This window comes from Paeniglutamicibacter terrestris (assembly GCF_012271785.1).
GTDB classification, from domain to species: domain Bacteria; phylum Actinomycetota; class Actinomycetes; order Actinomycetales; family Micrococcaceae; genus Paeniglutamicibacter; species Paeniglutamicibacter terrestris.
Window position 1 is genome coordinate 60,528 of sequence record NZ_JAAWVT010000004.1, and the last position, 22,756, is coordinate 83,283.

Genomic DNA, 22,756 nt, shown 5'->3' on the forward strand with positions numbered 1-22,756 from the left:
CGGAATCGCGAGATCTCCATCGGACCTGGCTGAAGCACTATTCACGGATTGCTTCGTGAACTTGCTGCGGCGTCAACAAGCCAGGTCTCTCGGCCGCTCTGGATGGGTACTCCTCGATTTAAGCACTCGAGTTCATTCGAATAAATACGGTCGTAACATGGCGAGGAAGCAACTCCTCGTGACGTCATTGGGCGTCTTCTTCACCTCTTGATGCAGTCATAAACGACCACCGGTCATCGCCAGCACGTCATATGTCGCAAGGATTCGTCTCTCTTCGTCGTCAATTTCGCGCAAGTCGCGATCGTATGGCCAGTCCAGTCAGTTCCCGTGGTGCTTAGCCGTCAGATTCATACCAAGCATTGTCAGCATTGTTTTCCCTTCCTGCTGCTGTGAACCGCGAACCGGCCGAATCAAAATGTGGATCCATCGGACCTACACGCCGGGCGGCAGCCAAAGAGGTTCACCGATTACATGCTCCGATGAGTCGAGGAAATCTAGAATTGAGATACGGACAGAGGACCCAGTGATCAATATGAAGAAAACCATCCGCCACCCGAATAACTCGGCGAGCAAGACTTCGAAAATGGGGCCCAGCGCCCTGCATGGTTCAGCGTCAAGCCTCGGGCTTCCGCATCTGGCCGGTGCTCAGATCCCCGGGCCCGGTACCAAGCATCTCCTATACGGCGAAGATGGCCGTCTATCCGACGCTGCCGCCGACCCCTGGGAGCTCGAAGGCCATTTGGGTTCGCACGGCGGACTGCGGCTTTTCATGCGCAAAATCTTTGGACGCTGAGGATTCCGCACGGAATCCACGTCAATCGATTCACATGGTGCGAAGGATCGGCGAAGGGCTGGAGGCTACCCACGTGGCTTCTGGCCCTTCGCCGATCACGTTCCCAACAGTTCAGGAAGCGCCAACCCATTGGGTCAATCGATGACTGAACCTACAAGGCTCAACGAGGCTCATACCTTGACATAAATACCATCTGGTGCGGATTGCTCAGTGCGCTGGCGTCCATCGTGCAGGCGCTCCACCAGCCAGACTCCAATCACTAGGGCCGCGAGCCCCGAAGCTACGGGACTCCCCCTCGTTGTGTCAGCGCTGGGCCGCCTCGAAGCGCCCGGGCGGGTCGCTTGCTACCACTACCTTGCATCCCCTAACGCAGCGCTTGAACCTCGCACCATAGGTCGGCAATTCTTCACCTGCATGCCTCCTCCCCGGATCTCGATCCGGGTTCCCCATTCATCTGCGCTTGGAACGTTTGTTGGGTCGACCTATTAGTTGGCAGGTTTCACTCAAACCCGGAGGTACATCGTGCAGTCGTTTGCCCATTCGTCCAAAAAACGCCAAGCCCGACCGATCGCCGTCACAGCCGCCACCCTAGCCAGCATGCTGACCGCAGTCGCCTTGCTCTCCCCCGCCGCCAGTGCCGACCCAGCTCCCAGCAACTGGGATGCAGACGCCTACCGCGGCACCGTCGACGTCGTAAAATCGACAGGAATCACCGGCGAGCAGCTCATCGATGGCATCGTCTTCGAAGATGAGAACAAGAACTCCACACAGGACACCAACGAACCTGGCCTCAAGAGCGTGAGTGTGTCCAACGGCCGTGAGGTCACCACCACAGATTCACAGGGTCGCTACGAGCTGCCAGCCTTCGATAACATGAGCGTTTTTGTCACCCAGCCGCGCGGCTACCAGGTCCCCGTTGATCACAACAACGTCGCCCAGTTCTCCTACCACCACCTTTCCGAAGGTTCCCCGGAACTGAAATTCGGCGGTCTGGACCCGACCGGTGCCCTGCCTCAGGCCGTGAACTTCCCCTTGGCCAAGAGCAAGCTGACCAAGTCCACTGAGCAGCACTGCCTCATCGGCGGCGACGTTCAGACCTACGACCAGGACGAGGTCGAATACGCCCGCCATGGTGCCTTCGCCGATCTGGCCCAGCGCACCGACTACGAGGGCTGCGGGGCACTGTTTATTGGGGACGTGGTCGGCGACGATCTTTCCTTGTACCCGCAGACACGCGAGCTAACCAACGTTCTAAACGGCCCGGCACGCTTCTTGCCCGGAAACCACGATCTGGATTACGACGCGACCACCAGTGAGCATGCGTTCGACACCTTCAAGGCCAACCTCGGTCCGGAGTACTACTCCTTTGATGCAGGCAAGGCCCACGTGGTTGCGCTGAACACCGTCGAATATCCAACGAAGCAGCCCGCCGCTCACGGTGACTACACCGGAGCCCTCGATGAGCAGCAGCTTCAGTGGCTGCGCAACGATATCGCTCAGGTGCCCAAGAACAAGGTCATTGTGATCGCCGCACACATCCCGCTGCTGGATTACGCGGACCAGTCAAATCCCAAGCACCAAGTTGCTCAGGTCGCCGAAATCTACAAGATGTTAGAAGGCCGCGAGGTCGTGGCTCTGGGCGGACACACCCACAGCCTCGAAAACCTCCGTGAAGGCGACAAGACTGCCGGATGGAATGAGGCCTTCGGCGTTGATGGGTTGCCCTTCACTCACATCACCGCCGGCGCAATCTCCGGTGACTGGTTCTCCGGACGGGAGGGTGAGAACGGTTACCCGCTGGCCCTGCAGCGAGACGGCGGACGTCCGGGTGTGCTGACCCTAGACATCAAGAACACCGATGTGGTTGAGCGCTTCACGGTTCGTGGCGAAGATGACTCGGTGCAGATGGCCCTCGGGCTGAACACTCCTGCCTACCGCGCATGGTTCGACGCGAACCTCGCTAACAAGGGCAAGGCTCCCGCCTTTGAGAACCCGCTGACCGTTCCGAAGTCGGATCTGAGCAATAAAACGTGGTTGACCACCAACTTCTGGATGGGTTCCACCGGTTCCACCGTCAACATCAGCATCGACGGCGCTCCTAGCACCGAAGCCACACGCACGCAGGCGATGGAAGGCGAGGCCCAACTCTCCGGCGCCGAGTTCTCCGACCCGGTCGCCGCACAAGAGCAGCTGGTTAATGGCGGCAGCCTCGCGGACCGCACCATGCACCTGTGGCGCCTGGAACTGCCCTCCGAGCTTGCCGTTGGCGCGCACACCGCAGAGGTCACCGCGACCGACGTGCACGGCCGCGAATTTACTCAGACCCTGAGCTTCGAGGTCACCGAGTAATACCGCGCTCCACACGTTCCAACGCATCGGTGGTGCGTCGCAGCCTTTCGGCCGCGGCGCACCACCGTCGTTTAACGTTCCGGCTGCCCGCCTCTCACACTCGCGGCAAAAGTCGAGAGCGCTAAAACCAAAGACAGCTCACCGACATGGGGGTGTTTGGCCCGGGGTGTATCGGACATATTCGGTCCACAAACCCGGCGGCTTCTTCACGCGGTGCGGCACCCGTAATGGGCGGACCGTTAGGTTAAACCGAGGGTGCGCCCTCCAGCATAAAGTCGCGGGCGGCTTGGATTTGCTCGTCGGTTGGGGTGATGCCGGTGTAAAGAACAAATTGCTCGGCGGCCTGCAACGTAGCCACATCGGCCCCCGTGATGACCTGTTTACCGGCGCTGCGCGCGGCACCGATCAAGGGTGTCTCGGCCGGCAGCGCCACAACATCAAACACCATTTGGGCCGCGGCCACCTGCTCGAGCGTGAACGACAGTTGCTGAGCTTCGGCACCGCCTGCCATGCCGATGGGCGTGACGTTCACCAAGAGTTCGGCCCCGTCCTGGGCCTCCGGCGCCCATGCGTACCCATAGGTCTCGGCCAAGCTACGGCCTGCTTCTTCATTGCGGGCCACCACCACCACGTCGCGGAAACCAGCATCGCGCAGCGCGGCCACTACCGCCTTGGCCATGCCCCCGGCGCCCCGCACCACGGTGCGAAGAGTGGGGGAAACCTGGTGACTTTTGAGCAGATTAAGCACTGCCGAATAGTCGGTGTTGTGGGCGGTGAGGACTCCACCGTCATTAACGATGGTGTTCACCGAGTCGATGGCGGCCGCCGAAGGTGCAAGCATGTCAACCAGAGCAATGACCGCTTCCTTGTACGGCATCGAAACGGCCGCGCCGCGAATACCCAGACCGCGGACCCCGGCGATGGCCTGCGTCAGGTCGGCGGGGGCGAAGGCCTTGTAGATCCAGTTCAGCCCCAGCTGGTCGTAAAGGTGGTTATGGAACCGCGTCCCGTTGTTACTGGGTCGGGCTGATAACGAAATGCAAAGGGTCGTGTCCTTGTTCAGAATCGGCATGCTCCCAGTCTATTCCGGAGGTTACGGAGCCAAATTTCTGGACGTCCAGAAAAAGCGACGCCGGGCATGACCTGCTGGCCTCCGCGTCGCCAATGACGGAGTCGGTTCAGCCGACTGACAGATCAGGATCGGCGGAACTCCGAGGGAGACACGTCGAATTCCGCCTTGAACGCCTTGGCGAGCCATTGGGCGTCGTGCAGGCACCACGCTGCAGCGATCTCGGCGATCGTGAGATGTGCAAGACGGGGGTCAATCAGGTCCCGGCGAACGGCCTCGAGGCGTCGGAGACGAATGAGCCCGCTCAGGCCCCTGCCGGTGCCGGCGAACGTTCGCTGAAGCGTGCGCACGGAGACCCGATGCGCCGTGGCGATAGCGGCAAGGTCCAGTCGGGGGTCGCGGAGGAAACGAGCGACATACGCCTCGACCTGCCGGTGGAAGAGCTCCCCGGCGTCCTCGGCCACCGGCTCAAAATCGCTGAGCAGCACTCCGGTGAGCAGGGAAACCCCGGCTGAGCCCAGGTGTTCCCGCGCCACGGCGCTTGGAGCCGGCATGGCGGCGCAGTCCTTCATGAACCTCAACAACATCGCTCCGGTTCCCGTTCGAGTGGACCACGTCCGAGCGTCAACACCGGTGAGCGAGGCAACCTGAACGCCGGTGGCCGCAGCGGGCGCCGTCATGACATCGCACTCAAACGAGTCCGGCCACGTGATTCGATACGGCAACGAGGTGTCGTACACGGTGAATTCACCGGGCCCAACCACCACCTCGCGGCCGGATTGCTCGATAACACCGCGGCCTCGGTGCACGGCACACACCTTGAGGGACTCTGCGGGCAAGCGGCGGGCCGTGGCCGCGGTGCGCACCAGCCGCTGGGGCGAACCCGAGATGCCGAAGATCTTCACGCCACCGAGGTCGGTGGACGAGACGCTCCCTCTGGCCAGCTCGCTGGAGCCCCCGACAGCTTCGACCTCAAGCCCCACAAACCTCGATGCCATGTCGTGGTGCCAGTCCTCTGCCACCGTTCCAGCGCTCATCTTCAGTACCTGCTCTCCAATGGCCGCGTTGGCGTGGATGGACAATTGCGATGTCGCCATTCGACAACCGCGTCCAGTATGTCCTGTGTCACAGTATACAAAGCTCATCGCCCACGGACCTTTCGGATCCCGAAGGCATTCCACACCGCAGACACGCATCTAGGAGTCCGTCCATGAAAATCACCGCCGCCGTCGCCACCGCCCCAAGTGCTCCCTTCGAACTTCGCGAACTCGAGCTCGATGACCTGCGTCCCGACGAGGTACGGGTCAAATTGGTGGCGACGGGTGTTTGCCACACCGATGCCATCGTGCGCGACCAGGTCTATCCCACGCCGTTGCCGGCGGTGCTCGGTCACGAAGGCTCCGGGGTGGTCGAAGCAGTCGGTTCCATGGTCACCTCCGTGCGCCCCGGGGACTCCGTGGTGCTCTCGGCGAGCTCCTGCGCAATCTGCGAACAATGCTTGACTGGGCGCCCGGCCTACTGCATCGATTTCTTCGGCCGCAACTTCGCCGGAACCCGCACCGACGGATCCACGGCGCTCTCCGACCACGGGACGGCTGTCTCCTCCCACTTCTTCGGCCAGTCATCCTTCGCGACCCACGTCAATGTCGCGGTGCGCAGCGTGGTGAAGGTCGAGAACGATCTTCCCCTTGAACTGCTGGGTCCGCTGGGCTGCGGGCTCCAGACCGGCGCCGGGGCCGTCATCAACTCCCTCGAGGTCCGCGCGGGCTCCTCCATCGCTGTCTTCGGCACCGGTGCCGTGGGATCCGCCGCGCTCATGGCGGCCGCGGCCGTTGGTGCAACCACCATCGTTGCCGTCGACATCATCGACGCACGCCTGGCCACGGCGAAGGAGCTGGGCGCCACCCACACCATCAACAGCCGCACCACCGATGTGGCCGCGGAAATCGCCCGCATCACCGGGGAACGGGGCATGGACTACACGCTGGACACCACCGGCATCCCGGCAGTGCTCCGCCAGGCGGCCGACATCCTGGGCATCGGGGGCACTGTCGCCCTGGTCGGCGCCCCTGCCCCCGGCACGGAAGTTTCCTTCGAGGTCGGCGGTTCCCTGTTGAAAGGGTGGCATTTCCGCACCATCATCGAAGGCGACTCCGTCCCGCAGGTGTTCATCCCCCAATTAATCGCGCTGTGGAAGCTGGGGAAGTTCCCGCTGGAGAAACTGACCAAGACCTTCCCGTTTTCGCAGATCAACGACGCCTTCGATGCCTCGGCATCCGGCGACGTCATCAAACCAATCCTCGTCTTCTGAAACCCCACCGACCCGAAAGGAACACCATGTCTGTGCTCGAGAAATCAATCTGGACCGGCAAGATCTACTCCAACCAGTGGCGCGAGGGCCGCGGCGGAACCCAGGAGGTAAGCAACCCTTCGACGGGCGAAACCATCGCCAGCATTGGCTTCTCCACACCCGATGACGTTCACGATGCCGCCAAGCGGGCGGCATCGGCCCAGAAGCTGTGGGCCGCGGTCAAACCCACCGAGCGGGCAGCGGTGCTCCGCAAGGCCGGTGACCTGCTCCAGGCCCACGCCGAGGAGCTGATCAACTGGGTCGTGACGGAAACGGGATCAATCCCCGACAAGGCCGCTATGGAGGTCTACTACTCAGCCAACGAGTGCTTCGAGGCCTCCGCGCTTCCCACCCACCCGCACGGCGAATATCTGCCCTCTGACGCCCCACACTGGTCCATCTCCCGCCGGGTTCCCGCCGGCGTGGTCTCCGTGATCGCGCCCTTCAATTTCCCACTGTTGCTGGCCATGCGTTCGGTCGCCCCAGCGCTCGCCCTGGGCAACGCGGTGTTGCTCAAGCCCGACCCTCGCACCTCCGTGGTGGGCGGAGCGCTCATCGCACGGATCTTCGAGGAGGCCGGGCTGCCTGCCGGCGTGCTGCAGTACCTGCCCGGCGGCGGAGATGTCGGCGCCGCCACCGTTGAGGCGCCCGAGGTGCGAGTGGTGTCCTTCACCGGTTCCACTGCCGCCGGCCGCCACGTTGGCGAGGCTGGGGCAAGGCACCTAAAGCGCACGCATCTGGAGCTCGGCGGCAATAACGTCCTGATCGTGCTCCCCGGCGCAGACCTGGACCTTGCGGCCGGGGTCGGCGCAATGGGTTCCTTCTTCCACCAGGGCCAGATCTGCATGAGTACCGGCCGCCACATCGTCCACGCGGACCTTCACGACGAGTACGTCCGGAAACTATCCGAACGCGCCGAGGCCCTCGTGGTCGGAGACCCTTCCGCCGGCCCAGTGCACCTGGGCCCGATCATCGATTCACGCCAGCTCGAGGGCATCCGATCCATCGTTGAGAGCACCGTCGGGGCAGGTGCCACCTTGGCCGCCGGCGGGACACACGAGGGGCAGTTCTACCGGCCCACCGTGCTCTGCGACCTCACCGCGGACATGTCCGCCTGGATCCAGGAGATCTTCGGTCCCGTCGCCCCGGTACTGAAGGTCGCCACCATCGAAGAGGCCATCGAGCTCGCCAACGCCTCCGAGTATGGGCTCTCGGTCTCCATCATTGGAGACGTGGGAGAGGCCATGAAAATAGCCGACCGGATCCACTCGGGCAAGATCCATATTAATGAGATGACCGTCGCGGACGAGGCCAACGCGCCCTTCGGTGGTGTCGGTGCCTCCGGTACCGGTTCGAGGCTCGGCGGTCCGGGCGCCAATATCGAGGCTTTCACCGAAACCCAATGGATCACCATCAGCCCCCAGATCCCGGTTTATCCCTTCTAGCAATCAACGCCGGCGGCGGTGAACGGCGGCACATTGTGCCCCACGCACCGCCGCTGGCACTGCTATTTCGCCGGCATCCACCCCATGCAGTAGTCGAGGTTGGCGATCACTGTATGCACCGCGGCCTCGCCGTCGCCCGCCTCGATCGCGTCAAGTAGTTCCTCATGACCGGTGGCCAGGGCCCCGTCAAAGCCTGCTTCCAGCCGCTGGACCATCTTGGTCCCGTGGAAGACATCCCCGAAGCTTTCATAGAGTTCATGCAACAGTGAATTACCCGAGGCCTGCGCCACCAATAGGTGGAATTCCCAGTCGGCCGCCGACCACGCTTCGTAATCACCCGATACCCAGCTTTCGCGTCGTTTTTCAAGTAACACCCGCAGCTCGGCGATCACCGCGGTGTCCGCCGAGCCGGCAGCGAGCCGCGCTGCCTGAGTATCAAGGGCGAAGCGCACCTGGAGTACGTCTTCATCTAAGTGCTCGCGATAAACCCGCTGGGCGGTGCCGCTGATCTCACTGGTAGCCCGCACATAGGTTCCGTCCCCGCGCAGGACCTCGAACAAACCGGCATGGGCAAGCGCCTTGACCGCCTCGCGCAGGGTCCCACGAGAAACTTTGTATTCTGCGACCAGCTCGGGTTCGGAGGGGATCTTCTCCCCCACTCCCCAGCGGCCCGAGGTGACGGCGTCGCGCAGCCTAGCGACAACCTCGTCGGCCAGCGGGGGCCGCACCACCGGGGTGCTCATGAGCGCACCTGCGCCGGGGCGTTCGCTTTGCGCCCGCTGCCACCGAGCCGGTAACCCAGAACGAACTGCAGCGCAGAGAACCCGATAAGGATCACCAGCGGGACGCTCCAGGAACCCAGAACGCCCTGCAACAAGCCGAGCCCGAACGGCCCGGTGGCTGCGATGAGGTAGCCGACGGACTGCGCCAGAGTGGATAGCGCGGTGGTTTCCGCGGCGCTCTCGCCGCTACGGCTGATCATCAGCATCACCAAGGGGAAAATCCCGAATCCCAGGCCGATCAGCACCGCGGGCACGATCGAGAGTGTCACCGGAAGTACCAGCAGGGCGCTAAACCCGGCGAGCGAGCACGCACAGGTCAGTATGAAGGCCGGTCGCAGGAGCCGCGGCTTCGAGGCCATCCACAGCAATAACACCACGGTGGGGATGCTGACGGCCTGCACCAGACCGAGCATGAAGCCGGCCGTGGCCGGATCAAGCCCGCGCGAGATGAGGATGTGCGGCAACCAGCTCAATAGTGTGTACACCAGCAGCGCCTGCACCCCGAAAACAGAGGTGAACAGCAGGCCCTTGCGGGTGCCAAGCATGGGCCATGGGGAGATATGTGGCGCCGTGGGGCCAGCGACGCGGCTTCCGCGCAGGGCCAGCGGCACGATGACCAGCAGTGCGATTCCCGCCGGGATGGCCCAGGCCGCTAAGCCGAGCGTTGGCGAGCCGAGCTGCGCGGCGATCGGCACGCTCAGTGCCGCGGCGGTGGTCGCGCCCACCGACATCGTGACGGTGTAGGTGGCGGTCATGGCCGCGGTGCGCCGCGCGTGGTGTTCCCGAATGAACGAGGGCATGGCCACGTTGCAGATGGCCAGGCCCGACATGCCGAAGACGGTGCCGGCCAACAACAGCCAGGTGGATTCAAAGGCGCGCACGCCCAGGCCCAGAGTGAGCAGCAGCAGAGCGAGCGCAATCGCGCGTTCAAGACCCGTGTGCTTCACCAGCCAGGCGGTTCCCGCTCCGGCGAAGGCGAAGCACAGGACCGGGATGGTGGGCAGCAGTGCGGCCACGAGCGTCCCGTAGCCGAGCAGGTTCTCCAAGTCATGGAACAGCGGCGCCGCCGAAGCGATTCCGGCGCGCAGGTTCAGTCCCACCAGCACCACCGCGGCAACCGCTAAGGCACCTGTTGCCCAGCGATTTCGCGTCTCGGGCTGCACTCTGGCTCCCGGTGCCCCGACTGCCGCTTCAACTTCTACTAATTCGTTTGCAACATCCTCGACCGCCTGCGACGGGTGGGGCGGCTGCTGAGTGGTCTCGGAGTTCATATTTAAACATTAGACGTCTGATGTTTGTTACGGCGAATTTCGTGTCTCCCCACACGAGTCCGCAGCACCGGCACGGGCTCGGATAGGCTGAATTCAGGACCACAGTGCAGAAGGAGCCCACCACGCACCGCCACCCAGCCACGCGCTCAACCTTGCCCTGGGTCATCGTCGGGATCGTGATTGTGGCGTTGAGCCTGCGCGCTCCGATCATCGCGCCCACCGCGGTGATCACCGACATCCAGGCCGAAACCGGACTCAGCGCCGTCGGCGCGGGTCTGCTGACCGGATTACCGGTCCTGCTCTTTGCGCTGATGACACCGCTGGCTACACGGAGCATCCGCCGCTTTGGCCCGGAAGGCACCATCGTTCTCTGTCTAGCAGGAGTGCTGGCCGGAACCATCATCCGCTCGCTGGGACCCGCCTCGGTGGTGCTGGCCGGAACCATGGTGATCGGTGCGGCGATGACCCTGGGGAACATCGCGGTTCCGGTATTAATCCGCCGCGATGTGCCCTTCAAACGGATCTCCGCCGCCACGGGTCTGTACTCGGCCACCATGAACATCGGTTCGATGGCCACGTTGTTGGGCACCGCGCCGCTGGCCGCAGTACTGGGCTGGCGCTGGGCGATCGCGGCCTGGGGTGTGGTCACGGCCGCGGGGCTGCTCTACTGGCTGCTACGCAAGGACCGCGCGGATACGCCCGACACCACCTTGCTCCAGCAATCCGCCACTCCAGGTGCCCACAACGGACCCGGTGCCTCGACCGCACAGCTCGCCCGCACCGCCGAAACTAGACGTTTTCGACGTGTTGTCTCCCTGCTGGTGCTGGCCTTTTGCGGTCAGTCCGCCGCCTACTTCGCCACCACCGCTTGGTTGCCGCTGCTCCTGGCCGACACTCGGGGACTGGACGCCGCAGCGTCGGGCGCGGCGTCCTCACTGTTCCAAATCGCCGCGGTCATCGGTGCGTTTGGCGTGCCACTGCTGGCCTCGCGTACCAAACTCTGGATTGCCACGGCGGTCATCGCCATGTTCTGGGTGGCGCTTCCGATCGGGCTACTTGCCGCTCCCGAGGCCTTTGTGCTCTGGGCCATCATCGGCGGAGTGGCCCAGGGTGGCGGGTTCACCGCCATCTTCTCAATCATCCCGCGCGTCGCACACAATAACGCCGACACCGCCAGCGCGTCGGCCCGCATCCAAACCGGCGGTTATCTTGCCGCGACCTGCGCCCCACCGCTGGCCGGATGGCTCAATGGCGCCACCGGTTCCTGGACCATGCCGCTAGCCCTGGTGCTTGCGGCGACGCTCGCCTTCTCCATCGGCGGCCTCTTGGCGGCGCGGCTCGCCGAACGGCCGACGGGGCCGCGGATCCGTCCGGAATAGGAATCGCCAACGCGGTGTTGGCCTCCATTGTGAAGAACATCGGATTCCTATCATTCGGTCATTGGACCGACCACCCGCAGTCTGGCACGCGCAGCGCGTCGGACGCGTTGCTCCAAGCCATCGATCTCGCGGTTGCGGCGGAGGAGCTCGGGGCGGACGGCGCCCATTTCCGCGTCCACCACTTCGCCCAGCAGCACGCCTCCCCATTCCCGCTGCTCGCCGCGATCGGGGCGAAGACCAGCCGCATCGAGATCGGCACCGGCGTCATCGACATGCGCTACGAGAACCCGCTGTACATGGCGGAGGATGCCGGCGCCGCAGACCTCATCTCCGGCGGCCGACTGCAGCTGGGCATCAGCCGTGGTTCACCCGAACAGGTCATCGATGGGTGGCGTCACTTCGGCTTCTCCCCGGCCGCGGGTGAGTCGGACGCAGACATGGGCCGGCGGCATACCGAACGCCTACTCCAGGTGCTCACCGGCGAGGGCTTCGCGGAACCGAGCCCCAACCCGATGTTCCCTAACCCGCCGGGATTACTGCGCGTGGAGCCACATTCGCCAGGTCTACTCGAGCGCATCTGGTGGGGTTCGGGATCCAATGCCACCGCGGTGTGGGCAGCAAAACTGGGCATGAATCTGCAGAGCTCCACGCTCAAGGACGACGAGAGCGGCAAGCCCTTCCATGTCCAGCAGGCCGAGCAGATCGCTCTCTACCGGGAGGCTTGGAAGGAGGCCGGGCACCAGCGGGAACCGCGGGTCTCGGTCAGTCGCAGCATTTTTGCCCTGACGGAAGAGCGCGACTGGCAATACTTCGGCCGCGACCGGCACAGCTCGGATTCGGTGGGCAACATCGATCCAACAACGCGCGCGGTCTTTGGTAAGTCTTACGCTGGCGCCCCGGATGAGCTGATTGAGAAGTTGGCGCAGGACGAGGCGATCGCTGCGGCGGACACCCTACTGCTCACCGTGCCCAACCAGCTCGGCGTCGAGTACAACACTCACGTCATTTCCTCGATTCTGACGCATGTGGCACCGGGGCTCGGCTGGCGCTAATGGGGGCCACGGCCTCCATCTCCACGAGCTGATTGTCGTAGCCAAGCACGCTGGGGGCCAAAAGCGCGCTTGGCACCTCGATTGCCGCTGGCTCATGACTGGCATTTTCATCGCCTCACCCATGAGCTTTGTGCAGCGAGACCTCACTCTCGACTCGGCGCGGCTCTGGTACACCGCGGTCCTCCCCCAACCTTCCCTGCCACTGGGTAGGGTCGGGGCATGATCGATTTTAACAATGCCTCAGTGTTTAAGCTCAGCCCGTGCAATCCCGGCGATGTGGCGGGCGAAATCACTCCCCTCTTTGTTCAGGGCGAGGAGCTGCTCGCCGCCTTCAAGGGTGCGCGCGACTACGTGGTCTTCACCAACAAACGGCTCATAGCGGTGAACATTCAGGGCCTCACGGGCAAAAAGCGCGACTACACGTCGCTGCCCTATTCCAAGGTCCAGGCGTTTTCCGTGGAGACCGCAGGCACTTTTGACCTCGATGCCGAGCTGGATTTGTGGTTCAGTTCCCTGGGCAAGGTCCGCCTCGAGTTTAAGGGCAAGGTTGATGTGCGGGCACTCTCCCAGCTCATCGCTTCCCACGTCCTGTAGTCGGTTATTGACCGACGAGTCAGCCCCCTAGCCGCAAGACAACGGCGGGGTCGCCCCTGCTGGGGTGGCCCCGCCGTTGTAGTGTGTGAAGCGGTTTTGCTCTGCCCTGCTTGTTACTTCGAGACCATCTCACGGAGGTCAAGGCCGGCGTTGAACGCCGCGGCGCTCTGGCGTTCGGAGGCGACCTTTGCCTCGTGGGCGCTGCGCAGCCTTTCGTGCGCAGGGTTACGGCGCAGCATCAGGTAGCCGATTCCCAGGGCAACGAACCAGATCGGGGTGAAGATCAGCGCCATCAGTGTGTCGGCCTGGGTGGTTAGTGCCCAGATGATGAAGCCGAAGAAGGCCAGCACCACGTAGGGCATGAACGCCCCGCCAGGCATCTTGAATTTACTCTCAGCATGCAGCTGCGGGCGACGACGGCGGAAGACGATGTAGCTGATCAAGATGATCGACCAGACGAACATGAAGCACAATGCCGAGATCGTGGTGACCAGGGTGAAGGCCTCGGCCACGGAGCCCTCCGCGTAGAGCAGCGCCACGCCGGCGAGCAGGAACATGCAGGAGAAGAGCAGCGCGTTCTTCGGAACCTTGGTCCGCGAGAGCTTGCTGAACGCCTTGGGAGCGTCGCCTTCCTCTGCCAGTCCGTGGATCATGCGGGAGGTCGAGTAGATGCCGGAGTTGGCACTGGAGGTTGCCGAGGTGAGCACCACGAAGTTGACCACGCCTGCCGCTCCGGCCAGGCCAGCGAGGGCGAACATGCCCACAAACGGGGATTCGTCGGCGCTGAACAGGTTCCATGGCTGGACCGCCATCAGGATGATCAGGGCACCGACGTAGAAGAAGAGGATGCGGATCGGGATGGAGTTGATGGCACGAGGCAGCGTCTTCTCCGGATCCTTGGTCTCGGCGGCGGTGGTGCCGACCAGCTCGATACCCACAAAGGCGAACACGGCGATCTGGAAGCCTGCAACAAAGCCCATGAAGCCGGTCGGGAACATCCCGCCATCGTTCCAAAGGTTCGCGAAGGAAGCGGTGGCGCCGTTGTTCTCGAAACCGGTGATGATCATGACCAGACCGACAACAATCAGCGCGCCAATCGCAATGATCTTGATGAGTGCGAACCAGAATTCGGTTTCACCGAAGTTCTTCACGCTCGGCAAGTTTAGTGCCAAGAGCAGCAGGATGCAGGCGACGGCCGGGATCCACAAGGCCAGATCCGCCCACCAGAAAGCTACGTAGTGGGCGATGGCCACCACGTCGGCGATTCCGGTGACGATCCAGCAGAACCAGTAGGTCCAACCCGTGAAGAAGGCAGCCCACGGACCCAGGAGGTCTCCGGCGAAGTCGGAAAAGCTCTTGTAGTTCGTGTTGCTCAGGAGCACTTCACCCATGGCGCGCATCACGAAGAAGAGCATGAAACCAATGATCATGTATACGAAAATGACCGAGGGACCAGCGACCGAAATGGTCTTGCCGGAGCCCATGAACAATCCGGTGCCAATGGCCCCGCCGAGCGCGATCAGTTGGATGTGCCTGTTGGATAGCCCACGCTCGAGGTGGGGCGCGGAAGTGGTATTGCTCATGCTGTTGCCTTCCAAATGGGTGCTGGTGCTTCGGTGGCGTGCCATGGACGACTCCCTAGTGGGAATCACCGTGTGGATGCGAGGCTCCGAATCGAGTCCTCCGCGTGGTTCTCCGAGGCAACCATTCCCGAGCCGGTGCGCTTGCAGGAATGCCTAGCGGCGGTGCGCGGGCCAAACTCCGGATCCAGCACAGCGGGATCCGGAGTTTGGCCAGCGGGCGCGCCGAAGGGCAACCGGGCAGTGGCGTGGGTGGTTAGCATCTTGGAGGAACTCCTGAATCACGCGCGGCAGATGCCGCACTGTTCTTGGATCCTCCCCAATCTGTATACGTACCTGAGAGTTTCCATCCTTACCCCGTGAGGGAAAAGGACTTGCTCCTTCGGTGAGCGCGGGCTAAACCGCGCTGCTTTCCAGATTTGCCTCTTCGTGGCGGTACGGGGGCCTGAGAGTTTCCTGGGGAGGAATTGCTCCTACGGCGCCCGTCCATGGTGTGAACGGGACTCTCCCGCCACGTGTCAACGGCAAGTTGTTTGTGTCTGCAGTCATAACTTACGCGGCGAGTCCCTGTGGTGCAAATCACAGCATGTTTTATTTCGCGCAAGTCCATAGGCTGGCCGATGACTTGGGTTTTAGCACCCAAAAGCAGCCCTTCACATTTGGCACAAAAAGCTCGCAATGGCTCGCTGATGACGCATTTGTACGGCTTGCTTAGCTGTTGGAATAGAGAACTTGCAGCGCCGCACGCAGGCCTTCCCGACGTCCCATGGCTCCCGGCATGGCCTGACGAAGCGGCTCCGCTTCATTCAAAGCGTCCCAGAATCCCTCCGTGGGCAGCGAGGGCGGCGGGACGATGAACCAGCAGTCCGCCGCCGGGTTCGGCGGGCCGGGAACGCCAGCGTCGGTCAAGTAGGCAGCGATCTCTTTAGCCGCCACACCCAGGTTCAGGTCCTCCGTTTCCCTGCCTTCGCGCGGGAGACGAAAAAGAACATTGGGCACGCCCAGTTTCAAGAGACTAGCGATAGCGAGGAATCCGAATCCGCTGTTCGGTACCTCAACCGCACCAAGCGGCGGGTAAGCCAAGGGAACAGATTCCCAGTCGTTTGCATTCATGCATCCTCCGTGGCCAGTGAACGGGGCGCTTGACCCCGGCGCGGCCAGCCTAGTGGACGCACACCGGCTGCGATAGGGGGACGGCGAGAGGCATGAAAAGTGCTCGCCACGTCTCCGGCGCGTGTGTGGGACTTATGCAGCACCCAAAAAGCCGTTCGGCACAAAGACGCACGTTCCCACGGCCGTCGACGATTATCGCCAACACTTTCTCAAGCATCAGGTCAAGGGACGATACGCGTTTCACAGCAATGAAGGCGGAATGGCCCCAACCAGCTATCGAGGCGCGGGCAGTAACCCTACCCGGCCATGCCAGCCGTCAGGTTCACGGGAAATCCACAGTCTAGGTTGGCATCGAATCCGTCGCGTTGTTCGTTGAACTGACAGAGAGATCTCACCGAATCAACCAACGGAGTCCTTGCCTTAATGTCCACCGCTTTACGAACGAGAAACGGCACCCTGCCGAATCCGCGGCATATCGGTGCCTTTGCGGATGATTCGTCGCGCCGTCGGACCATCGTGTTGCTGGGCATAGACGGAGCGGGCAAGACCACTGCCGCAGAGTCGCTGGTTAAAGTTTTGAAACTTTCCGGCACGCCGGCCCAGCTCCTCCGTAACCCTGCCGGTCGCCGTTGGCTCTCGCGCGTGGCCGAACGCTTCGGCACTTCGCTTTCACCGTCCTGGGCCAATCGTATTGAGTCCGTGGTGCGGTGCGTTAACGTCTTGCGCGCGCATCTCAAGGCCACGACTTTTCATGGGACCACGGTGATGGACCGCCATATTGCCTGCCAGCTGGTCTTGCAATCCGTCCGCGGCCTGCCCCGGGGACACGTATTACCGTGGCTCATCGCCCGACTTCCGCGTCCGGAAGCCATCGTGCTGCTCGACCTTCCGGCCGAGCTAGCCCAGGCCCGGATTATTTTGCGGGGCGAGGACAGCGAAACTCTGCTGTATCTGGAGTCCGCCCGCGAAGCGTACCTCCGAATTGCGCAGGACAAGGGCTGGCACATCATTGACGGGTCAGCGGACCCTGAGCAGGTACTGTCCAATATCGCCAGGGTCGTCTCTCGAGCGTCCTGAGCCAATTGACTCGACCGGTGCTATATCCGCTCAACTGGATCCTCGCTCTTCCCCTTGCGCATCCGAGCTGCCTCGTCAGCCCCAACCGAACGCCGACTTGAGCCGCAATGAACAGGGCATTCTGTAGCTTCCGATAAATCCTGTGCTTCTTCGGCCGTTTCCGTGTAGTCCAGACCATATTCCATGCTTCTTCATCGCTTTGATGCGTGGCAGCTCACATTTTGCGATTAAGAGAAGAAGTGCAAATCTTTCCTCGATTACCCCCTACCTGACTCTGGAAAAGTGCGGAAATGTAGTTCTTACGCAGAAAGAACGCCGGAAGAACCTACTGGGATCACGAAGACGATCCCGGCCCGGCACCCGGCAATCCAGCAAGGAGAAGGCAATGACCGAGCAAAATTCGACCGAAACCCGCATCGCAGCAATCGAAGAGGATTGGGCAAACAACCCGCGATGGACCGGAACTACTCGTGATTACTCGGCAGCCGACGTCGTGAAGCTCCAGGGCTCGGTACAGGAAGAGCACACGCTGGCCAAGCGAGGTTCACAGAAGCTCTGGAAGCAGCTCACCGAGGAAGCACCGACCGGCGGATACACCAACGCACTGGGCGCCTTGACCGGCAACCAGGCTGTACAGCAGGTCAAGGCCGGCCTTCGAGCCATCTACCTTTCCGGCTGGCAGGTTGCCGCAGATGCCAACCTCGCCGGTCAGACCTACCCGGACCAGTCGCTCTACCCGGCCAACTCGGTACCGCTGGTGGTGCGCCGCATCAACAACGCACTGCTTCGCGCCGACCAGATCGAGCACGCCGAGGGCATCAAGACAGTCGAGGATTGGCTCGTCCCGATCGTGGCCGATGCAGAGGCCGGCTTCGGCGGCCCGCTAAACGCTTACGAGCTGATGAAGTCGATGATTTCCTCGGGCGCCTCAGGTGTCCACTGGGAAGATCAGCTCGCCAGCGAAAAGAAGTGTGGTCACTTGGGAGGCAAGGTCCTGATCCCGACCCAGCAGCACGTTCGCACCCTGAACGCCGCTCGCCTTGCAGCAGACGTCGCCGGCACACCGTCCGTCGTCATCGCTCGCACCGACGCCGAGGCAGCAACCCTGATCACCTCGGACGTTGATGAGCGCGACAAGCCGTTTATCACCGGCGAGCGCACCGCCGAAGGCTTCTACAAGGTCACCAACGGCATCGAACCCTGCATCGCCCGGGCCAAGGCCTACGCACCGTACTCCGACCTCATCTGGATGGAGACCGGCACCCCGGACCTGGAACTGGCACGCAAGTTCGCCGAGGCAGTCAAGGCCGACTTCCCGGACCAGATGCTCTCCTACAACTGCTCCCCTTCCTTCAACTGGAAGAAGCACCTAGACGATGCAACCATCGCCAAGTTCCAGCGCGAACTCGGTGCCATGGGCTTCACCTTCCAGTTCATCACCCTCGCCGGCTTCCACGCCCTGAACCACTCGATGTTCAACTTGGCCCACGGCTACGCCCGTGACGGCATGAGCGCCTACGTCGAGCTTCAGGAAGCGGAATTCGCCTCCGAGGTACGCGGCTACACCGCCACCAAGCACCAGCGCGAGGTCGGCACCGGCTACTTCGACGACATCGCCACCGTTCTGAACCCGAACGCCTCGACCCTGGCCCTGGCCGGATCCACCGAAGCCGGACAGTTCCACTAAACACCCCGGGCGTTTTCCCGCCCACGGCATCGGTGGGGTCGACCGAACACGGTCGGCCCCACCGGGCCACTCCGCCTTGGCCCACCTGCCGCCAGGCACACATCCCACCCATAAACATTTGATCCAAGAAGGAGTCACAGCCATGAACGATCCAATCACCCTGAACGGTATTACTTTGGTCGCTGCCCCAGTCCGCCGGCAGGAAGAAATCCTCACCCCACAAGCGCTGGACTTCCTGGCTCAGCTCCACAAGGCATTCGACGGACGCCGCGCTGAACTCATGCAGACCCGTCAACTGAACCGCGCTCGTATCGCCAACGGCTCGGACCCGAAGTTCCGTCCCGAGACTGCGTTCATCCGCGACGATGCAAGCTGGCAGGTTGCCCCCATCGCACCCGGTCTGGAGGATCGCCGCGTGGAAATCACCGGCCCCACGGACCGCAAGATGGCCATCAACGCCTTGAATTCCGGAGCCAAGGTCTGGCTGGCGGACCTCGAGGATTCCTCGACCCCCACCTGGTCGAATGTCATCAACGGGCAGCTGAATCTGCGTGCAGTTCTGGATCGCACCATCGATTTCACGTCCCCCGAGGGCAAGGAATACAAGCTCACCGGCCAGAAGCTCACCGATCTGCCCACCATCGTGGTCCGCCCGCGTGGCTGGCACCTGCCGGAGAAGAACCTGTTGGTAGCCGGCAAGCCGATTTCCGGCGCATTGGTCGATTTCGGTCTGCACTTCTTCCACAACGCTCAGCGTCTGATTTCCCAGGGCCGCGGACCGTACTTCTACCTGCCGAAGATCGAGAACCACCTGGAGGCTCGCCTCTGGAATGATGTCTTCGTTTTGGCTCAGGATTTGGTGGGCATTCCGCAGGGCACGATCCGCGCCACGGTACTCATCGAAACCATCACCGCCGCCTTCGAAATGGAAGAGATCCTCTACGAGCTGCGCGAGCACGCTTCGGGGCTGAACGCCGGCCGCTGGGACTACATCTTCTCCATCATCAAGAACTTCCGTTCCCGTGGCCCGCGCTTTGTTCTCCCGGATCGTTCCCTGGTGACCATGACGGCCCCGTTCATGCGCTCCTACACCGAGCAATTGGTCAGGGCCTGCCACCGCCGCGGTGCCATGGCCATCGGCGGCATGGCTGCCTTCATCCCCAACCGCAAGGATGAAGCAGTCAACACCGTGGCTCTGGAGAAGGTGCGTGCCGATAAGACCCGCGAGGCCAACGACGGCTTCGACGGTTCTTGGGTGGCCCACCCCGACCTGGTTCCGGTTGCTCGAGAGGTCTTCGACGCTGTTCTGGGGCAAAACCCCAACCAGCGCGAACGGACCCGTGAAGACGTCACCCCGGATGACAAGGAGCTGTTGAACATCGCCGGGACCGAAGGCAAGATCACCGAGGCAGGCATCCGTAACAACATCGAGGTGGGCATCCGCTACATGGAAGCCTGGTTGCGAGGCAACGGCGCAGTAGCCATCCACAACCTCATGGAGGATGCTGCAACCGCGGAGATCTCACGCTCACAGATCTGGCAGTGGATCCAGCAGGCAGCCATCACCGACACCGGCGAATTGATTTCTCGATCGTGGGTTGAGGACATGACCGAGGAAGAGTTCGAGAAGCTCTCACGCTTTGAGGGAGATCGCTTCGAAGACGCACGCGAAATCTTTGAAGCATGTGCCTTGCGGGAGGACTTCCCAACCTTCCTCACCGTTCAGGCCTACAACCGCTACCTCCGCGAGGCCAAGTCACTGGAAGCCGCAACACGCTAGAAAATCTGTGGTGGCGGGGTCAAGGGACCAGCGCAATGACGCGATCATCCCTTGGATTCCGTCACCAAGATACAACTTCATAACCTCCTTTCGTCCCCACCCGGCCACGCAATACCGGGTGGGGACGATTCTTTGGCGGTGCGGATCAAAGGGTCGCGAACGAGACGAAAAACTCTCCACCCTGTCGCCAAGAGCACCACCAGGAATTCGAATTTGCCCTCCAATGGCCCACTTACAGGTCAATAATGAAGAGTTGGCCCTCCGCGCGGCCATCCGTCGTTATCACTTCTTGAAGGAGCCCGGTGAGCCAGCCTGACATTCCGCCAACGAAACTCTTCACCCGAGATTTCTTACTTGCGGGACTCGCCAACCTCTTCATTTCCATGGTCTTCTACCTGTTGATGACCTCGATGGCGCTGTATGCCGTGGACAGGTTTCAGGCCTCGGATACCGCCGCGGGACTTGCCTCCAGCGCGTTTGTTATTGGGTCCGTCATTTCCCGGCTTTTTGCCGGCAAATTGTTGCAGATCATGGGTCGCAAACGACTGGCGATCTTTGCTCTTGGCCTCTTCGCAGTCGTATCGGTCTTCTACGGATTCAGCGGAACGCTCCCCCTATTGCTAATGGTCCGCATCGCCCACGGCATGGCGTTTGGCATGGCCAACACCGCCATCGCCACGGCCGTGCAGTCTCTGATTCCCGCGTCGCGACGAAGTGAAGGTACCGGCTACTTCGGTCTCTCAACCACTTTGTCTACCGCCGTAGGACCATTTTTGGCGGTATTGCTCGCTGGCAGTGGCAACTACACCTCGGTCTTCGTTTTTTGCACCATCTTCTCGACGGCAGCATTGGTCTTCACGTTGCTAGTCCGTATGCCCGAACCACCGCGAACGGCACAGTTGAGCGCCTCCGCAACGCGCCAGGGCAGCTTTTTACGTTCCATCGTCAGCCCCTCGGCACTGCCCATCTCCCTGGTCATTCTGGTATGCGGCATCGCTTACTCCGGCGTGGTGTCCTTCCTCGCTCCGTATCTCCTTTCCAAGTCGATGACCGCGGCAGCCAGCTGGTTCTTCATTGTTTACGCGGCCACCGTGTTGGTCTCTCGGCTCTTTGCCGGACGCATTCAGGACCTCAAGGGAGATAACGCCATCATGTACCCCTTGCTGGTGGTGTTCGTCATTGGCATGGCAGCACTTGCGTTTGAACCCAGCAACCTCACTGTCGCTCTTGCCGCGGCCTTCGCCGGTCTCGGCTTTGGCGCATTAATGCCGTGCGCCCAGGCCATTGCCGTGTCAGCGGCTCCACCTGCCGAGCTGGGCGTGGCCACCTCAACGTTCTTCTTGATGCTCGATGTCGGCATCGGGTTTGGCCCTATTGCGCTGGGCCTGCTCATCCCGCATCTGGGATATACCGGTATGTTCGGCATGCTGACCCTCTTGGTGGTCTTCGGCATCGGCGTCTACTACATGGTGCATGGACGTCACCAGAGCGGGGCTCGCCGCCAGGCGCTCTAGCTCGCGCGGAAGATACGTTCGGGGCTGTCCCGCACGAAGGCAACGACCGTCCACACCAGCAATGCTGCGACGGCGATCCAAAGTCCCAACAGCCCCAGTCGCAGGTACACCAGTGCTCCGACGAAGGATCCGATCGTGATCATGATCCAGAGTGCGCCGTAGGGTAGCCAGGCCCACTTCGGACCGCCCACCAGCGCAGCGGCAAGGTGCTGTCCCATCTTCACCAGTGCCCCGGTCATGTAGGTCAGCCCGACGCTGACCTCGCCGCGTCTGGTGTAGGTGGCATTGATTGCTCCCATCGAGGTGGACAACAGCAGGGCCGTGAAGAAACTCGCAGGTCCAAGCGCCGTCAGTGCCGCGGCGAGCAAGAAGAAACTGGACACCGATAACACTGCACCTCGCCGATGTACCGAGGGAACATTGCTGGCCAGCGTAGCTGCGGCCACCCCGAAGACAAAACAGATCACGAGGGCGATGGCCATGGCCCACGCGCTAAAGTTCCCGCGGGCCAGTTCGGCGCTGGAGCGCGTTGAATTGCCACTCATGAACGAGACGAAGTACCCACCGAAGTGGATGAATGCCACGCCATCAATAAAACCTGCAATGGCGGTTAACCCACCGGCATAGGCCATTGCTTTCCTGCCCAAAGACCGTGCCACCTACACTCACTTCCATCCGTGCCCTGACACGACGTTGTGCACCCAGCCGGGCACCTGCTGCTCTTGAAAATCCCGTTGCCGCTTGGCAACAGCCGGATCTTCTTCACAGTCTAGGCCTCGCACCAGCGGTCATGCGGGTGATCCCTGCCACCGGATCATGGCGGAGCAGAGCCCTCGACTTACCATTAGATAAGCCCCTCCAACTTAAGGTTTATTTTCGTGCCCCAATTTGCCCAGGCGCTTGCCCGCGGACTTAATGTCC

General features: G+C 62.2%; 19 protein-coding genes and 2 riboswitches. Of the genes, 11 read left to right on the forward strand and 8 right to left on the reverse strand.

Annotated elements, in window-relative coordinates; translation table 11 throughout:
- Positions 1–13: 13 nt before the first annotated feature.
- Positions 14–109, reverse strand: a riboswitch (SAM riboswitch).
- A gap of 423 nt (positions 110–532) precedes the next feature.
- The gene (locus HED64_RS09940) at positions 533–793 is read left to right on the forward strand and encodes a hypothetical protein (protein WP_168151854.1); all 261 of its coding nucleotides are present in this window, start codon (positions 533–535) and stop codon (positions 791–793) included.
- A gap of 522 nt (positions 794–1,315) precedes the next feature.
- The gene (locus tag HED64_RS09945; RefSeq protein WP_342590698.1) at positions 1,316–3,142 is read left to right on the forward strand and encodes a calcineurin-like phosphoesterase C-terminal domain-containing protein; all 1,827 of its coding nucleotides are present in this window, start codon (positions 1,316–1,318) and stop codon (positions 3,140–3,142) included.
- A gap of 244 nt (positions 3,143–3,386) precedes the next feature.
- Here the strand turns inward: HED64_RS09945 and HED64_RS09950 are convergent, their stop codons facing one another.
- Positions 3,387–4,214 carry a shikimate 5-dehydrogenase gene (locus tag HED64_RS09950; RefSeq protein ID WP_168151855.1) on the reverse strand — a complete coding sequence of 276 codons (828 nt, stop codon included), beginning with the start codon at positions 4,212–4,214 and terminating at the stop codon, positions 3,387–3,389.
- Between the two features lie 122 nt (positions 4,215–4,336).
- A complete protein-coding gene (locus HED64_RS09955) occupies positions 4,337–5,308 on the reverse strand; it encodes an AraC-like ligand-binding domain-containing protein (RefSeq protein WP_168151856.1) in 972 nt (323 codons plus the stop codon).
- 113 nt (positions 5,309–5,421) lie between these two features.
- Between HED64_RS09955 and HED64_RS09960 the strand changes: the two genes are divergently transcribed.
- Positions 5,422–6,522: an NAD(P)-dependent alcohol dehydrogenase gene (locus tag HED64_RS09960; RefSeq protein ID WP_168151857.1), complete on the forward strand. Its 1,101-nt coding sequence runs from the start codon at positions 5,422–5,424 to the stop codon at positions 6,520–6,522.
- Between the two features lie 26 nt (positions 6,523–6,548).
- Positions 6,549–8,006: a benzaldehyde dehydrogenase gene (locus HED64_RS09965; protein WP_168151858.1), complete on the forward strand. Its 1,458-nt coding sequence runs from the start codon at positions 6,549–6,551 to the stop codon at positions 8,004–8,006.
- Between the two features lie 62 nt (positions 8,007–8,068).
- Here the strand turns inward: HED64_RS09965 and HED64_RS09970 are convergent, their stop codons facing one another.
- Complete coding sequence (locus tag HED64_RS09970) at positions 8,069–8,749, reverse strand: FadR/GntR family transcriptional regulator (protein ID WP_168151859.1); 681 nt, start codon at positions 8,747–8,749, stop codon at positions 8,069–8,071.
- Positions 8,746–10,059, reverse strand: a complete 1,314-nt coding sequence (locus HED64_RS09975) for an MFS transporter (protein WP_168151860.1) — start codon at positions 10,057–10,059, stop codon at positions 8,746–8,748. Before HED64_RS09975 ends, HED64_RS09970 begins: the two co-directional genes overlap by 4 nt.
- A 104-nt stretch (positions 10,060–10,163) precedes the next feature.
- On the opposite strand from HED64_RS09975, the gene HED64_RS09980 reads away from it, so the two are divergent.
- The 3 genes from HED64_RS09980 (at position 10,164) to HED64_RS09990 (ending at position 13,084) form a co-directional block, all read left to right on the forward strand.
- Positions 10,164–11,438, forward strand: a complete 1,275-nt coding sequence (locus HED64_RS09980; protein WP_342590699.1) for an MFS transporter — start codon at positions 10,164–10,166, stop codon at positions 11,436–11,438.
- A 29-nt stretch (positions 11,439–11,467) separates the two neighbouring features.
- The gene (locus HED64_RS09985; RefSeq protein WP_168152110.1) at positions 11,468–12,490 is read left to right on the forward strand and encodes an LLM class flavin-dependent oxidoreductase; all 1,023 of its coding nucleotides are present in this window, start codon (positions 11,468–11,470) and stop codon (positions 12,488–12,490) included.
- 219 nt (positions 12,491–12,709) lie between these two features.
- Positions 12,710–13,084, forward strand: a complete 375-nt coding sequence (locus HED64_RS09990) for a PH domain-containing protein (protein WP_168151861.1) — start codon at positions 12,710–12,712, stop codon at positions 13,082–13,084.
- Positions 13,085–13,197: 113 nt separating this feature from the next.
- Here HED64_RS09990 and cycA read toward each other — a convergent pair whose 3' ends face one another.
- From cycA to HED64_RS10005, 3 genes are all read right to left on the reverse strand, one after another.
- The gene (gene cycA / locus HED64_RS09995) at positions 13,198–14,667 is read right to left on the reverse strand and encodes a D-serine/D-alanine/glycine transporter (RefSeq protein ID WP_168151862.1); all 1,470 of its coding nucleotides are present in this window, start codon (positions 14,665–14,667) and stop codon (positions 13,198–13,200) included.
- A gap of 65 nt (positions 14,668–14,732) precedes the next feature.
- Positions 14,733–14,927, reverse strand: coding sequence for a hypothetical protein (locus HED64_RS10000; protein ID WP_168151863.1), 195 nt, complete (start codon positions 14,925–14,927; stop codon positions 14,733–14,735).
- Between the two features lie 160 nt (positions 14,928–15,087).
- Positions 15,088–15,185: riboswitch (glycine riboswitch) on the reverse strand.
- A gap of 190 nt (positions 15,186–15,375) precedes the next feature.
- Positions 15,376–15,777: a DUF5956 family protein gene (locus tag HED64_RS10005; RefSeq protein ID WP_168151864.1), complete on the reverse strand. Its 402-nt coding sequence runs from the start codon at positions 15,775–15,777 to the stop codon at positions 15,376–15,378.
- Positions 15,778–16,200: 423 nt separating this feature from the next.
- Between HED64_RS10005 and HED64_RS10010 the strand changes: the two genes are divergently transcribed.
- From HED64_RS10010 to HED64_RS10025, 4 genes are all read left to right on the forward strand, one after another.
- On the forward strand, positions 16,201–16,854 hold the full coding sequence (locus HED64_RS10010; RefSeq protein ID WP_168151865.1) for a dTMP kinase: 654 nt from the start codon (positions 16,201–16,203) through the stop codon (positions 16,852–16,854).
- 385 nt (positions 16,855–17,239) lie between these two features.
- Complete coding sequence (gene aceA / locus HED64_RS10015) at positions 17,240–18,541, forward strand: isocitrate lyase (protein ID WP_132364365.1); 1,302 nt, start codon at positions 17,240–17,242, stop codon at positions 18,539–18,541.
- Between the two features lie 142 nt (positions 18,542–18,683).
- Complete coding sequence (gene aceB, locus HED64_RS10020) at positions 18,684–20,321, forward strand: malate synthase A (protein WP_168151866.1); 1,638 nt, start codon at positions 18,684–18,686, stop codon at positions 20,319–20,321.
- Between the two features lie 302 nt (positions 20,322–20,623).
- Positions 20,624–21,835, forward strand: a complete 1,212-nt coding sequence (locus HED64_RS10025) for an MFS transporter (RefSeq protein ID WP_168151867.1) — start codon at positions 20,624–20,626, stop codon at positions 21,833–21,835.
- On the opposite strand, the gene HED64_RS10030 is transcribed toward HED64_RS10025, so the two are convergent.
- Positions 21,832–22,482, reverse strand: a complete 651-nt coding sequence (locus HED64_RS10030) for a YoaK family protein (RefSeq protein WP_245325903.1) — start codon at positions 22,480–22,482, stop codon at positions 21,832–21,834. The two genes, HED64_RS10025 and HED64_RS10030, sit on opposite strands and share 4 nt — an antisense overlap.
- Between the last annotated feature and the right edge of the window lie 274 nt (positions 22,483–22,756).